General features: G+C 70.4%; 12 protein-coding genes. 7 read left to right on the forward strand and 5 right to left on the reverse strand.

What is annotated here, in order from left to right:
* Nucleotides 1-23: 23 nt before the first annotated feature.
* Nucleotides 24-1,349 carry a MinD/ParA family ATP-binding protein gene (locus C0J29_RS04755; protein ID WP_065162634.1) on the forward strand — a complete coding sequence of 442 codons (1,326 nt, stop codon included), beginning with the start codon at nucleotides 24-26 and terminating at the stop codon, nucleotides 1,347-1,349.
* On the opposite strand, the gene C0J29_RS04760 is transcribed toward C0J29_RS04755, so the two are convergent.
* Entirely contained in the window at nucleotides 1,346-1,501 is a 156-nt protein-coding gene (locus C0J29_RS04760; RefSeq protein WP_120791670.1) for a hypothetical protein, read from the reverse strand. The two genes, C0J29_RS04755 and C0J29_RS04760, sit on opposite strands and share 4 nt — an antisense overlap.
* A gap of 46 nt (nucleotides 1,502-1,547) precedes the next feature.
* Here C0J29_RS04760 and C0J29_RS04765 point away from each other — a divergent pair, with 46 nt between their 5' ends.
* On the forward strand, nucleotides 1,548-1,892 hold the full coding sequence (locus C0J29_RS04765) for a DUF4229 domain-containing protein (RefSeq protein WP_065044591.1): 345 nt from the start codon (nucleotides 1,548-1,550) through the stop codon (nucleotides 1,890-1,892).
* A gap of 6 nt (nucleotides 1,893-1,898) precedes the next feature.
* On the opposite strand, the gene fabH is transcribed toward C0J29_RS04765, so the two are convergent.
* Both fabH and C0J29_RS04775 read right to left on the reverse strand, forming a co-directional pair.
* A complete protein-coding gene (fabH, locus tag C0J29_RS04770) occupies nucleotides 1,899-2,912 on the reverse strand; it encodes a beta-ketoacyl-ACP synthase III (protein ID WP_065162632.1) in 1,014 nt (337 codons plus the stop codon).
* 60 nt (nucleotides 2,913-2,972) lie between these two features.
* The gene (locus tag C0J29_RS04775; RefSeq protein WP_120794553.1) at nucleotides 2,973-3,851 is read right to left on the reverse strand and encodes a 1,4-dihydroxy-2-naphthoate polyprenyltransferase; all 879 of its coding nucleotides are present in this window, start codon (nucleotides 3,849-3,851) and stop codon (nucleotides 2,973-2,975) included.
* Nucleotides 3,852-3,867: 16 nt separating this feature from the next.
* On the opposite strand from C0J29_RS04775, the gene C0J29_RS04780 reads away from it, so the two are divergent.
* Together C0J29_RS04780 and C0J29_RS04785 are read left to right on the forward strand one after the other, a co-directional pair.
* Complete coding sequence (locus tag C0J29_RS04780) at nucleotides 3,868-4,662, forward strand: S-methyl-5'-thioadenosine phosphorylase (protein WP_065162631.1); 795 nt, start codon at nucleotides 3,868-3,870, stop codon at nucleotides 4,660-4,662.
* On the forward strand, nucleotides 4,659-5,690 hold the full coding sequence (locus C0J29_RS04785) for an NAD-dependent epimerase/dehydratase family protein (RefSeq protein WP_120791671.1): 1,032 nt from the start codon (nucleotides 4,659-4,661) through the stop codon (nucleotides 5,688-5,690). Before C0J29_RS04780 ends, C0J29_RS04785 begins: the two co-directional genes overlap by 4 nt.
* Before the next feature lie 5 nt (nucleotides 5,691-5,695).
* On the opposite strand, the gene C0J29_RS04790 is transcribed toward C0J29_RS04785, so the two are convergent.
* Nucleotides 5,696-7,216, reverse strand: coding sequence for a DUF7937 domain-containing protein (locus tag C0J29_RS04790; protein ID WP_240748795.1), 1,521 nt, complete (start codon nucleotides 7,214-7,216; stop codon nucleotides 5,696-5,698).
* Between the two features lie 458 nt (nucleotides 7,217-7,674).
* Here C0J29_RS04790 and C0J29_RS33570 point away from each other — a divergent pair, with 458 nt between their 5' ends.
* From C0J29_RS33570 to C0J29_RS04805, 3 genes are read left to right on the forward strand one after another with little or no spacing between them, the layout of a single operon-like run.
* Entirely contained in the window at nucleotides 7,675-9,897 is a 2,223-nt protein-coding gene (locus C0J29_RS33570; protein WP_163761718.1) for a DUF7159 family protein, read from the forward strand.
* 27 nt (nucleotides 9,898-9,924) lie between these two features.
* Nucleotides 9,925-10,575 carry a glycosyltransferase gene (locus C0J29_RS04800; RefSeq protein ID WP_197748188.1) on the forward strand — a complete coding sequence of 217 codons (651 nt, stop codon included), beginning with the start codon at nucleotides 9,925-9,927 and terminating at the stop codon, nucleotides 10,573-10,575.
* Nucleotides 10,572-11,240, forward strand: a complete 669-nt coding sequence (locus C0J29_RS04805) for a TIGR04282 family arsenosugar biosynthesis glycosyltransferase (RefSeq protein WP_120791672.1) — start codon at nucleotides 10,572-10,574, stop codon at nucleotides 11,238-11,240. The genes C0J29_RS04800 and C0J29_RS04805 overlap by 4 nt, the downstream gene beginning before the upstream one ends.
* Here the strand turns inward: C0J29_RS04805 and C0J29_RS04810 are convergent.
* On the reverse strand, nucleotides 11,227-12,579 hold the full coding sequence (locus tag C0J29_RS04810) for a hypothetical protein (protein WP_065162626.1): 1,353 nt from the start codon (nucleotides 12,577-12,579) through the stop codon (nucleotides 11,227-11,229). The genes C0J29_RS04805 and C0J29_RS04810 overlap by 14 nt on opposite strands.
* Nucleotides 12,580-12,594: the final 15 nt, after the last annotated feature.

Here is a 12,594-nt window from a genome sequence, read left to right on the forward strand (position 1 = left end):
CCACGCGAGAGAGGGGGAGTGGAGTGTCAGAGCATCCGACGCCGGGCGCGGGGGCGCCGCGGGTTCACCCGGGCAATGGAGAAGGCACGGGCAGCCCGAACGTCAGTCCGGATCAGCCGACCACGGAGTTCAAGCCGGCCGCCGACGCCGTCGGCGAGGCGCCCACCCGGGCGTTCAGCGGGTTCCGCACCGAGCGGCGTAACACCCCCGCCGAGCCCGGCCCGGCACCGCACCAGACCGCCGAGCTGGAGCGTCCCCAGTGGGATGCCGGCCCGACGACCGGTCCGGTGACCGGTGTCACCCGAGTGGACCCGACCGCCTACGGCGCGTACTACCCCGGGCCACCGGAAACCCCCAGCACCCCGGAGCGGCCCCAGTTCCGTCCGGAACCGTTACCGCACGCGCCGTACCCCGAGCTGTCCACGACCGTGCTGCTGCGCCCGGTCAAGCCGCCGCCATCGGAGGGCTGGCGCCGGGCCCTCTACGTGATGTCGGGTCAGCTGATCAACCTGGGTGAGGGCCCGCGCGCGATGCGGCACAACAACCTGGTCGCCCAGATCAACCGGCCGTTGCGCGGCTGCTACCGCATCGCGGTGCTGTCGCTGAAGGGCGGGGTCGGCAAGACGACCATCACCGCGTCACTAGGGTCCACCTTTGCGTCCGTGCGGGGTGACCGGGTGGTCGCGGTGGACGCCAACCCGGACCGCGGAACGCTGAGCCAGAAGGTTCCGCTCGAGACGCCGGCGACGGTGCGGCACCTGCTGCGCGACGCGGACAGCATCGACCGGTACAGCGACGTTCGCAGCTACACCTCGCAGAACGCGGACGGCCTGGAAATCCTGGCCTCCGAAAGCGACCCGGCCGTATCGGAGGCCTTCAACGGCGACGACTACACCCGGGCCCTCGACATCCTCGAGCGGTTCTACGGCCTGGTCCTCACCGACTGCGGCACGGGCCTGCTCCATTCGACGATGTCGGCCGTCCTGGCGAAGTCCGACGTGCTGATCGTGGTCGCCTCCGGCTCCATCGACGGTGCCCGCAGCGCCTCGGCGACTCTGGACTGGTTGGAAGCCCACGGCTACGAAGACCTGGTGCGCAACTCCGTCGCGGTGATCAACGCGGTGCGGTCGCGCTCCGGCAAGGTCGACATGGACAAGGTGATCGACCACTTCGCGCGGCGGTGCCGGGCGGTCCGGGTGGTGCCCTTCGATGCCCACCTCGAGGAAGGCGCCGAAATCAGCCTGGACCGGTTGAAGCGGGACACTCGCGAGGCCGTCGCCGAGTTGGCTGCGGTGGTCGCCGACGGGTTCCCGGCCGACCAGCGGCGGGCCAACCCGAACTTCGTCTAGCGCGGCTTGTTGTCGCCCAATCGGCGCAAGAACTCCGGATCGTCGTCGGGCCCGATGACGCGGGTCTTCGGCGGGCTGGTCTGCGACCGCGCCGCGCGCCAGCCGAGATAGATCAACGTCCCCAGAACAAGGACGACGAGCAGGTAAAGCACTCGACACCTCCTTTGGGCAAATATACCTGCGCCGTAGGCTCAGGTTGTGCCAGAAGCGCTTAACGACAAGACCGGTGACGGTAGTGCCGCTGCCCGGGGCGTCGTCGCAGTCCTGCTGTACGTGGCGGCCAGGTTGCTGCTGTTCGTCGTCGTCACCGCCGGAATCTACGGGTTCGCGCGCCTGCTCGGCGTGGCTGACTTTCCGCTGTTCGTGGCCGCCCTCGGCGGTCTGATCATTTCGATGCCGCTGGGCATGTGGGTGTTCAGTCCCTTGCGGCGCCGCGCGACCGCCACGCTCGCGGTGTCCGGAGAGCGCCGGCGCCGGGAACGTGAGCAGTTGCAGGCCCGGTTGCGCGGTGAGGCCCACACCCCCGACAGACCCGAGGAATAGAGCGGATCAGTCGCTGTGCAGCGGCATCCGCACGACCTGTGCGGCGTAGGTGAGGCCAGCGCCGTAGCCGATCAGCAGGGCCAGGTCGCCCGGTTTGGCCGCCCCGGTGTCCATGAGTTCGGCGATCGCCAGCGGTATGGAGGCGGCCGAGGTGTTCCCGGCATGCTCGATGTCGTTGGCGACGACGGTGTCCGGACGTAGCTGCAGGTTCTTCACGAGCAGGTCGTTGATCCGGGTATTGGCCTGGTGCGGCACGAACACGTCGATCTGGTCGGGTCCGACCCCGGCGGCCTCCAGCGCACGGCGCCCGACGTCGCCCATCTTGAAGGCCGCCCAGCGGAACACCGCCGGACCTTCCAGCCGCACGAACGGTCGCGGGCCACTGGGGTTCTGCGCGAACGTGATCCAGTCGATGTCCTGCCGGATCGCGCTGGACTGCTCGCCGTCGCTGCCCGCGATGGTCGGTCCGACGCCTTGGAACGGTGTCTCGCCTACCACCACCGCGGCGGCGCCGTCAGCGAAGATGAAGCAGTTGCCGCGGTCGTACATGTCGATCGTCGGCGACAGTTTCTCAGTGCCGACCACCAGCATCTTGCGGGCGCCGCCGCCGCGGATCAGGTTGGTCGCCGTGCTCAACGCGTAGCCGAACCCGGCACACCCGGCCGAGATGTCAAAGCCGAGAACATCTTTGGCGCCCAGGGCGGCCGCGACCATCGGGGCGGCCGGCGGGGTCTGCAAGAAGTGGGTGTTGGTGGTGACGATCACGCCGTCGACGTCGGAGGCCGACAGCGAGGCGTTCTTCAGGGCGCGCCGGCAGGCCTCGGCCGCCATCGAGGCGGCGGACTCGTCGTCGGCGGCGAACCGGCGGGTCTTGATTCCGGTGCGTGAGTAGATCCATTCGTCCGACGAGTCGATGTTCTGGCATATCTCTTCGTTGGTGACGACGCGCTCGGGACGGTATGCCCCGACGCTGAGCAGTCCGATATTCGTGGGGCCACTGACCGTGGCGATCTCCGTCATTACCCGCGTCCTTCCCGCCGCCGCAGCATCTTCCCTGATGCCGCCGGGGCGTGATCGACTCTAGGCGTGCCCGCTGTACGCCAGCGCGGCAGCCACCGCAATCGACCACACCACCATGGTGAGGCCGGTGTCACGCAGCACCGGGATCAGCTCCGGGCCGCCGCGGCCGGACCGGACCGGCCGGTCGGCGCGCAGGGCCAGCGGCGCCGCCACCAGACCCGCGGCGCACCACGGCGTCGCCAGCATCAGCACCGGTGTCAGCAGACCCGGGACGACCAGCAGCGTGTGATAGAGCACCCGGGTGCGGCCGTCGCCCAGTCGCACCGCCAGGGTGATCTTTCCGGACTGCGCGTCGGTCGGGATGTCGCGCAGGTTGTTGGCGACCAGCACCGAGGACGACAGCGCCCCGATGCCCACCGCCAGCACCAGGCCCACCCAGTCGATCCGCAGGGCCTGTGTGTACTGCGTGCCCAGCACCGCGATCAGGCCGAAGAACACGAACACCGCGACCTCGCCCAGTCCCGAGTAGCCGTACGGCCGCGACCCGCCGGTGTACAGCCAGGCCCCCAGCACCGACACCGCGCCCACCGCGATCAACCACGGCGCGCTGACCAGCGCCAGCGCCAGCCCCGCCACGCAACCGACGAACAGGCTCACCAGCGCCGCCGTCAGGACCGCTCGCGGGGCCGCCAGCCGCGAACCCACCAACCGCACCGGGCCGGCGCGTTCGTCGTCGGTGCCGCGGATTCCGTCGGAGTAGTCGTTGGCGTAGTTGACGCCGACGATGAACGACAGCGCCACAGCGAGCGCCAACAGCGCCTTCCACCACACCGCACCGTGCAGCCAGGCCGCTGCGCCGGTGCCCGCGATCACGGGGGCTACCGCGTTCGGCAGCGTGCGCGGGCGCGCTCCGGAGATCCACTGGGCAAAACTGGCCACCACCGCATCCTGCCCTATGCATAAGATTGCGCGGGTGCTCGGAGTGATTGGCGGTACCGGCTTCTATACGTTCTTCGATTCAGACACCCGAACCGTCCACCCGGACACCCCGTGGGGTGAACCCAGTGCCCCGATCACGATCGGCGCGGTCGGCGACCATGAGGTCGCCTTTCTGCCCCGCCACGGCGCCAAACACGAGTATTCGGCGCACACCGTCCCGTACCGGGCGAACATGTGGGCGCTGCGCGCGCTGGGTGTCCGGCGGGTGTTCGCGCCCTGTGCGGTGGGCAGTCTGAATCCCGCGATCGAGCGGGGCGCGGTGGTGGTGCCCGACCAACTCGTCGACCGCACCAGCGGCCGGGCGGACACCTACTTCGATACCGGCGGGGTGCACACCAGCTTCGCCGACCCGTACTGCCCGACGTTGCGCACCGCGGCCACCGTCCTGCCCGACGTGGTGGACGGCGGCACCATGGTGGTGATCCAGGGCCCCCGCTTTTCCACCCGGGCCGAGAGTCAGTGGTTCGCCGCGGCCGGGTTCAGCCTGGTCAACATGACCGGATATCCGGAGGCCATCCTCGCTCGTGAGCTTGAATTATGTTATGCGGCAATAGCTTTGATCACTGACGTGGATGCCGGGGTGGCCGTCGGCGAAGGCGTGAAGGGTGTCGACGTGTTCGCCGAGTTCGGGCAGAACATCGAGATGTTCAAGCAGCTGGTGCGCTCCGCGATCGGTGGCGTCGCGGCCGAGCGCACCTGCACGCACTGCCTCCAGCACGCCGGGGTTCCGTTGCCTTTCGAGCTGCCATGAGGGTGCTGCTGACCGGAGCGGCCGGATTCATCGGCTCCCGGGTCGAGGCGGCGCTAACGGCCGCCGGTCATGAAGTGGTCGGCGTCGATGTCCTGCTGCCCGCTGCGCACGGTCCGGACGCCGTCCTCCCGGAGGGGTGTCACCGGGTCGACGTCCGCGACGCCGAGGCCCTCGCCCCCCTGCTGGCCGGAGTGGACCTGGTGTGTCATCAGGCCGCGATGGTGGGCGCCGGGGTGAACGCCGCCGACGCCCCCGAGTACGGCGGCCACAACGATTTCGGCACGACGGTGCTGCTGGCGCAGATGTTCGCCGCCGGCGTCTCGCGGCTGGTGCTGGCGTCGTCGATGGTGGTCTACGGGCAGGGCCGCTATCGGTGCGGTGAGCACGGACTGGTGGACCCGCAGCCACGGCGGCGCAGCGACTTGGACGCCGGAAACTTCGAGCACCGCTGCCCGCACTGCGGTGAACCGGTCGGCTGGCAGTTGGTGGACGAGGACGCGGCGCTGCGGCCCCGCAGCCTCTACGCAGCCAGCAAGACCGCCCAGGAGCACTACGCGCTGGCGTGGACGGAGGCCACCGGCGGTTCGGTGGTCGCGCTGCGCTACCACAACGTGTACGGGCCGGGCATGCCGCGCGACACGCCCTATTCCGGGGTGGCGGCCATCTTCCGGTCGTCACTGGAAAAGGGCGAGCCGCCGCGGGTTTTCGAGGACGGTGGTCAGATGCGGGACTTCGTGCACGTCGACGACATCGCCGCGGCCAACCTCGCCGCGATGAACACGGATCCGGCCGGGTTCACCGCGGCCAATGTCTGCTCCGGGCGCCCGATCGCGATCCGGGAGGTGGCCGACGCATTGTGCCGCGCGCGGGGCGGCGACTTGTCACCGGTCGTCACCGGGCAGTACCGCAGCGGGGACGTGCGACACATCGTCGCCGATCCCGCCCGCGCGGCAGAGGTCCTGGGTTTCCGGGCGGCAGTGGAACCGATGGCGGGGTTGCGCGAGTTCGCGTTCGCTCCGCTGCGGTAGCCGGCCTACCGAGGGTTGTTCGGGGGCCGGAAGATCTTCGGGCGCACTGGCCCGGTGGTTTCGCTGGACCGGAAGATCCGCGGCGCGGGACCCGGCGCGGACAGCACCGACGTCGGGGCGTCGTGCTCGGTCCGGGGGGCGCCGAACCGCGTCGTACTGGCTTCCGACGGCCGCGGGGGAGCGCCGGGACGGGTCGGGATCGGGGCCGGGGGCCGCGTCCTGGCGACTGGACGCTGCTGAACCGGCCGACGCCGGCGCCGCGGCTTACGGATCTGGCCCGCGACGATGACGGCCGCGAGGATGAACAGCGCCAGACCGGACAGCGTCACGTCGAAGGTGCTGGTGATCTGCTGGGCGAGGTCGTTGCCGTAGACCGGGCTGACCGACGCCGCCTGCTCGAAGCGCGGCGCCAGCACGACGCCCAGGATGATCCGGGACACCGCGAGAGTGAACACCAGCCCGGCGAGCCACGTGATCAGCCGCGACCGCAATGCCCCGGACGCCAGTTTGACGCGTAGCCACAGCGCCAGCACCGCGGTCAATACGTCGAAGGCGGCCAGCGTGAGGGAGTTGTACGGGAACGAGGGGTAGTTCAGCATCACCGCGACCAGCAGATCGGTGATCCGCATCAGCGCCGAACCGAAGCACCAGACGACGATCAGCGTCAGGCCCTTGCGGATCGCGTTGCGCCACACCTCCCGGTCCCGGTACACCTCCGGGCCGCTGAACAGAGTCAGCGGCACGAACAGAGCCGCGGCCGCCGCCCAGGCGAGGTAGCCCTCGTAGCCGACGCCCGCCGTCGAGGTGTTCTGCTCGATGCCGTGGAAAGCGTCGATCTCGCGGCCGGCCGGAAGAGCCCACACCAGCATCCCGGCCAGCAGCGACGAGACGCCCAGGGCGAAGATGGCGAATCGGGACGCCGGGGTGTTGCGCAGGATCCAGCGCGAGGCCACCAGCACCGCCGTCAGCGCGACCACGCCGTACACCACCGCGCTGAGAATGACCGTGGTGTTGCGGGTGCCGAACGCCTCCGAGCCGCCGGCGTTCTGCAGCGCATAACGCACCCGCCAGCACAGGTTGAATCCGGCGCTCAGGGAAGCGCCGAACATCGAGACGTAGCCGAGCAGCCGGGCGCCGCGCAACCACCGTTCGTAGCGTTGCTCTTCGGTGGTGGGGCTGGTGAGCGTGGGCTGCGCCGCCAGCAGCGCTCCGGCGGCACCCAGCCATCCGCCCGGTCCGACGCCACCCGGCACGTGCACGGTGCCACCCGAGAGGATCGATTCGAAGACGTCGTAGCCGACGAAACCGGCGATCAGCACCAGGTAGGGAATGTTGAGGATGAGCCGGAGCCGCGCGCCCGAACCCGCGTCAGATGCGCGGCGTGCCACCACCAGCGACAGCAGGGACAGCACCGTCACCAGCGCGAGCAGTCCCCACCACACCAAGCTGCTGTCGGGGATTCCCAGGCCGAAGTACAGATTCCACGGGAACGCCAGGGCCAGCAACAGCAGGAGCAAGGCGGCGATGTCGCGGAAGAGGTTGCGTCGCTGGGTGAGGGAACCGGGAGGTCGGGGGCCGGGGCCGGGACGATTGGCGCTCGGCGGAGCTTGCCGGGCGCCCACGATCGGGCCCGTCGGCGTGTCGTCGGTGTTCAGGCTCACGATGCCCCCCAGGGATCGAGGTCGGGTACTGCCGGGGCAGGTTCGGTAGTGTCGCAAGGGAACCCCCTGCCAGGCCCACTGCGTTGTTCCCTTGCGAACATATTCTCCATTCGGATGTGGGGCAGTGGCTGTGAACAGGTTATGAAGGTGGACGGGATCGTTGGTGAGCATCCCTAGGGGGTGGGAATCCGATTACGCTGCGCTCATGGGGCTTGCCTCCAAGATTTCTCCAAGCCCGAATAACGAATATTGCCGACGGTACAAAGTGTAGTGACGCCGGGACATAGCTGGTTCTGGGGTAGCCGGCCGAAGGGGAGCCTTAAATGGATGTCGTGTTGGGGGTGGCCGTCACCGGCCAGGTCGCACGCCTGGCTCTGGTTGAGGCGTCCGCTCGCGGTAACCAGACACTTGACCAGTCCACGGTCGAGCTGTCGGGGGACCCGGTCGCGGACCTGACCGAAACCGTGGTCGGCACCAATCGTCTGCTGGCCGACGAAGGCCACCGGCTGGTGGCCACCCGCCTGGTCTGGTCGGACCCTTACCGTGCCGACCAACTGCGCCAGGCGCTGGACTATGCCCGCGTTCCCAACGTGCAGGTGGTTTCGGAGTCGAAAGCGGCCGGCGCGCTGCTGGGGCCCGGGCGGGGCGCTGCGGCGGTGCTGCTGATCGGCAACGAAACGGCGAGCCTGGCGGTGTCGGGGGATCCGGACGCGCCGCCGACGATCCTGGCGTCGACCCCGGTGGAGAACGATCCGGGGGCAACGTTCGACACCTTGATGTCCCAGATTCCCGGTCAGGCCGGCAGCCCCAACGACGTCCTCGTGGTAGGCAGCTCGGCCGAGCAGACCGCGATGTTCGCCGACCACCTGCAGTCCGCCTCGACCATGGGCGTGCAGATCCCGCCGGACGCCAACTTCGCGCTGGCGCAGGGCGCTGCGGCCGACGCGACGATGGCGGCCCCGGTGATCCCTGCCGACGGGGCGGCGGGCGTTGCCGGTTCGTCGCTCGATGCTCCGATGGGGCACCAGGGATTCGCCGGCGGAGGGCCCGGTGGCGCCCCCACGTCGTCCCCGGATGCGTCGGGGTTGTCGGCCGGTGGGCCGGGTGGCACACCCACGTCGTCCCCGGATGCGTCGGGTCTGTCGGCCGGTGGTCCCGGTGGTGGTCCCACGTCGTCCCCGGACGCCTCGGGGTGGGCCGCGACGATGGCGCAACCCTCTTTATCCGGCAGTGGACCGGGCGGCGGTCCCTCGTCGTCCCCGGACGCGCCGGGTCTGTCGGCCGGCGGTCCCGGTGGTGGCCCTACCTCGTCTCCGGACGCATCGGGGCTGGGTGCGACGATGGCGCACCCGGGCCTGGCCAATCAGGCACATGGTCACCAGGGGTTTGCCGGCGACGCGACGATGGCCGCCCCGACCGCTTCCCCGGACGCCACCATGGCGGCGCAGATACCGGGCGACGCGACCGCCCATGTCTCGTCGCCGGACGCGGGACAACCCGGCGGCGGGGACGAACAGCTGGCGTATTCGCAGGCCAGTGAATACGACATTCTTCCGGTCGACACCGACGGCCTCAGTGATTACGGCGATGAATACGACGAATACGACGAATTCGATGACGGATTCGACGAGGACGACCCCGAAGCGGGCGGCGGAAAGCCGCACAATCTCAAGCGGTTGCTGATCAGCAACGCGGTGATGGGGTTTGCTGTCCTCGGGTTCGCGTCGCTGGCCGTCGCGGTGGCGGTCACCGTCCGCCCGACCGCGTCCACGCTGCCCGTCGAAGGCCACCAGAACGCGCAGCCGGGCAAGTTCATGCCGCTGTTGCCGACCGAGCAGCAAGCACCCGTTCCGCCGCCGCCGCCCGACCTGCCCACCGCGGGCTTCCAGGGCGGCAGCATCCCCGCCGTGCAGAACATTCCCCGTCAGGTGCCGGCCGCTCCCGTCCCCGCTCCCGAGCCGGTCGCCCCGGTTCCGGTTCCGGTGCCGGCGCCCGTGCCGATCTTCATTCCGCCGTACCCGGGCTGGCAGCCGGGCATGCCGACCTGGCCGATCGTGACGCCGCCGACCACCCCGCCGACGACGGAGTACACGACCCCGCCGACCACACCACCCACCACACCGCCGACGACACCACCCACCACGCCGCCGACCACACCGCCGACGACGCCGCCCACCACTCCGCCGACGACACCACCGACCACGCCGCCGACGACTGCTGCGACGACGCCGCCGACGACCGCGGCGGTGACCACTCCGCCTACGACGTACGCGCCGCAGCCGACTACCGCGGCTCCCGCGCCCACCACCTACGCGCCGCAACCCACCACTGCGGCCCCGCAGCCGACGCAGGCACCGCAGCCGACGTATGCGCCGCAGCCGACGCAGGCGCCACAGCCGACGCAGGCGCCGCAGCCCAGGACTCAGGCACCGCAAACCCAGGCGCCGCAGACCGTCGCCCCGAAGCCGCCGACCCAGCAGGCGCCCAAGCCGCCGTCCGGCGGAAGCGGCGGCAGCGGGGGCAGCGGCGGCAGCGGTCCCCGGTGAGCTGACCTCGCGGCGTCAGGGTTCTCCATGTCCGAGGTGACCGTCGTGCTGCCCTGTCTCAACGAGGAAGAGTCGTTGCCGGGCGTGCTCGCCGCCATCCCGCCCGGTTACCAGGCGCTCGTGGTCGACAACAACAGCACCGACGGCACCGCCGCGGTGGCGGCCCGCCACGGTGCCCGGGTGGTGGCCGAGTCCAGGCCGGGATACGGCGCGGCGGTGCACGCGGGTGTGGTCGCCGCGACCACGCCGATCGTGGCGGTGATCGATGCCGACGGCTCGATGGACCCCGGCGACCTGCCCAGACTGGTCGCCGAGCTGGAGCGCGGCGCCGACATGGTGACCGGACGGCGACGCCCGGTCGCCGGCCTGCACTGGCCGTGGGTGGCCCGGGTGGGCACCGTCGTGATGAGCTGGCGGCTTCGTACCCGGCACCGGTTACCGGTCCACGACATCGCGCCCATGCGGGTGGCCCGGCGCGAGGCGCTGCTCGATCTGGGCGTCGCGGACCGACGATCGGGCTATCCGCTGGAACTGCTGGTTCGCGCCGCCGCAGCGGGCTGGCGGGTAGTCGAACTCGATATCAGCTACGGCCCACGGACCGGCGGCAAATCCAAGGTCAGCGGATCGCTGCGGGGCAGCGTCACCGCCATTCTGGACTTCTGGAAGGTGATCTCGTGACGTTGCCGGTCACGCTGCTGGTGGTGGCCAAAGCGCCCGAGCCCGGGCTGGCCAAGACCCGGCTGGCCGCGACGGTCGGAAACCGCGTTGCCGCCGAGATCGCCGCCGCCGCGCTGCTCGACACGCTGGATGCGGTGGCCGCGGCCCCGGTTGCCGCACGCGTGATCGCCCTGACCGGAAACCTGGACAACGCCGCCGGCGCGGCTGAGATCCGGGAACTGCTCGGCGCGTTCACCGTCGTCGAACAGCGCGGCGACGACTTCGCCGACCGCCTGGCCAACGCGCACGCCGACGCGGCGAGCGCGGGCTACCCGGTGCTGCAGATCGGGATGGACACGCCGCAAGTCACCGTCGAACTGCTGTCCGTCTGCGCGCGCCGGTTGCTGGAGACCCCGGCCGTGCTCGGAATGGCGCAGGACGGTGGCTGGTGGATTCTGGGAGTACGTGATCCGGCCGACGCTCAGTGCCTGCGCGGCGTCCCGATGTCGCAGTCCGACACCGGCGATCTGACGCGTAAAGCGTTGCAGGACAATGGTCTTGATGTTGCTCTGGTGCAAGAGCTGGCCGACATCGACGTCATCGCCGATGTCGCGGGGGTGCGTCAGGCATGCGGGCACACCAGTCGCTTCGCCCGGGCCACCGCAGGCGTCGCTACCAGTTCGTAAAGATCACGCTGTTCAGCAGCAGCGCCCCGGCGGCGTTGACCGCCAGCCACACCCGGTGCGAGCGCACCGGAAGCAACGCCGGCGCCGCCGTGAGCCACACGGTGAACGGCAGCCAGATCCGCTCGGTCTCGGCCTTGCTCAGCATGCTCAGGTCGGCGCAGACGATCGCGGCCAGGGCGGCCAGCAGCAACAGGTGCAGGCCGCTGCGCCGGCGGATGGCGGCGCGGTCGAAGACCCGGCTGATGCCCGCTACCGAACCGAACCCGATCGAGCACACCACACACGCCAGGTTGGCCCAGCTCCAGTACTGGAAGGGCCGGTCCTTGGCGATGCCCTGCCAATAGCGTTGCTGCACCAGGTCATAGCCGTCGAACCAGTAGAACCCCGCGACCGCGAACGTCGCCGCCACCGCCACCGCTGCCAGCACGGCCGGACCGAGTGCTCGCAACACCGCCCGCCAGTCGGCGGCCGAGATGAGGACGGCCAACGCCGGCAGCCCGATCAGCACCAGGCCGTAACTCAGAAAGACGCCCCAGCCCAGCACCAGCCCCGCGCCCGCACCGGCCAGCGCCGGGAACCGGACACCGCCGTGTACCGCCACCGCCAGCAGCGCGATGCCCCAGGCCGCCACGCCGGCGAAATAACCGTCGGCCGACACCGCGACCCAGATCGCCGTGGGTGCCACCGCGACGAACGGGGCCGCCCGGCGCGCCATCTCCTCGCCGGCCAGCGCGCGGACGGCGACCAGCACGGCCGCGGCCGCGCTGGAACCCATCAGCAGGCACCACAGTCCGGCCCAGGCGCCGCCGTGCAGGCCGATCCGGTCCAGCCACACGAACGTCAGCAGTGCGCCCGGTGGATGGCCGGACACGTGGGTAGTCCATGAGTGCGGCTGGAAGTCGACGATCCGGCTCGCGAAGGTGCGCAGCGTCGCCGGGATGTCGGTGATGCCGGGCACCTCATACAGGTATTCGTCGCGGGTAGTCAGCCGGCCCGCGAAGCCGCGCTGCCAACCGTCGATCAGCGCCAGCGACAACGCCCACGCGGCCGACGTGGCCCAGCTGCCCAGCAGCAGCGTCCGCCAGGAAAGTCGTTGCGCCACAGCGGGACCCCACAACACCGCGGCCGCCGCGATGACGATCGCCGCCGCGGTGCCCCAGCTGAAGTGGATGTCCCAGTAGCCGAAGATCGGAGCGGCGCCGGCGCGCATGGCGAACCGCTCCAGCCCGATGTCCGACCGCGGCTTGACGCCGACGTTCATCCGCGGCAGCACGAACGCCGCAGCCACCAGCACGGCCGCGGTCGCCACCGCCAAGGTTTCCCGGCGCGCGATCTTCACATCAGCAGCCTATTG

This window comes from Mycobacterium paragordonae (genome assembly GCF_003614435.1).
Taxonomy (GTDB): Bacteria; Actinomycetota; Actinomycetes; order Mycobacteriales; family Mycobacteriaceae; genus Mycobacterium; species Mycobacterium paragordonae.

Excerpts from the sequence above, each read along its gene's own strand:
- C0J29_RS04800 (WP_197748188.1), top strand. The coding sequence starts at position 9,925 with ATGTCCGAGGTGACCGTCGTGCTGCCCTGTCTCAACGAGGAAGAGTCG.
- fabH (WP_065162632.1), bottom strand. The coding sequence starts at position 2,912 with ATGACGGAGATCGCCACGGTCAGTGGCCCCACGAATATCGGACTGCTC.
- C0J29_RS04785 (WP_120791671.1), top strand. The coding sequence starts at position 4,659 with ATGAGGGTGCTGCTGACCGGAGCGGCCGGATTCATCGGCTCCCGGGTC.
- C0J29_RS33570 (WP_163761718.1), top strand. The coding sequence starts at position 7,675 with ATGGATGTCGTGTTGGGGGTGGCCGTCACCGGCCAGGTCGCACGCCTG.
- C0J29_RS04780 (WP_065162631.1), top strand. The coding sequence starts at position 3,868 with ATGCATAAGATTGCGCGGGTGCTCGGAGTGATTGGCGGTACCGGCTTC.